This is a genomic window from Chloracidobacterium sp., assembly GCA_025057975.1.
Classification (GTDB): domain Bacteria; phylum Acidobacteriota; class Blastocatellia; order Chloracidobacteriales; family Chloracidobacteriaceae; genus Chloracidobacterium.
Window position 1 is genome coordinate 569 of record JANWUV010000028.1, and the last position, 567, is coordinate 1,135.

General features: G+C 59.1%; 2 protein-coding genes. Both read left to right on the forward strand.

Features of this window, described 5'->3' with window-relative positions:
- On the forward strand, positions 1-279 hold a 279-nt coding region (locus NZ585_14840; GenBank protein MCS7081308.1), incomplete at its 5' end, for an ABC transporter ATP-binding protein.
- A partial coding sequence (locus NZ585_14845) for a CocE/NonD family hydrolase (protein ID MCS7081309.1) occupies positions 276-567 on the forward strand: 292 nt, incomplete at its 3' end. The genes NZ585_14840 and NZ585_14845, both read left to right, overlap by 4 nt.

Sequence of the window (567 nt, forward strand, 5' to 3'; positions counted from 1 at the left end):
CAACTGGTGGAACATGCCGAGAGGCCCAAACTGTTTGCCAATCCTAAACATCCCTATACCCAGGCGCTGCTTTCCGTTGTTCCCCTGCCTGACCCCACATTGCGCAATCGCCCCAAAACCGTACTGCGCGGCGAAATCCCCTCGCCCCAAAACCCGCCCAGCGGCTGCCGCTTCCACACCCGCTGTTCGCTGGTGATGGACAAATGCAAACTCATCGAGCCGCCAATGACCGAAGTGGAAGCAGGTCACCGCGTGGCATGTCATCTCTATCAACCATGAAACCATCTATCAAAATTCTTTGGAATGTGCGTATCCCCATGCGCGACGGCGTGACTTTATCCGCCCGCGTCTATTGTCCACATCCATCCGACCCGCAACCTGTCATCCTGACGATGACGCCCTACGGCGCCGACCACTATCACAGCCGCGCCATGTACTTCGCCGGGCATGGCTACAACTTCGCCATTGTGGATTGCCGCGGGCGCGGCGACAGCGAAGGCGACTTCATCCCCGATGTGACCGACGCCGCCGATGGCTACGACACGGTGGAGTTTCTTGCCGCGCAAC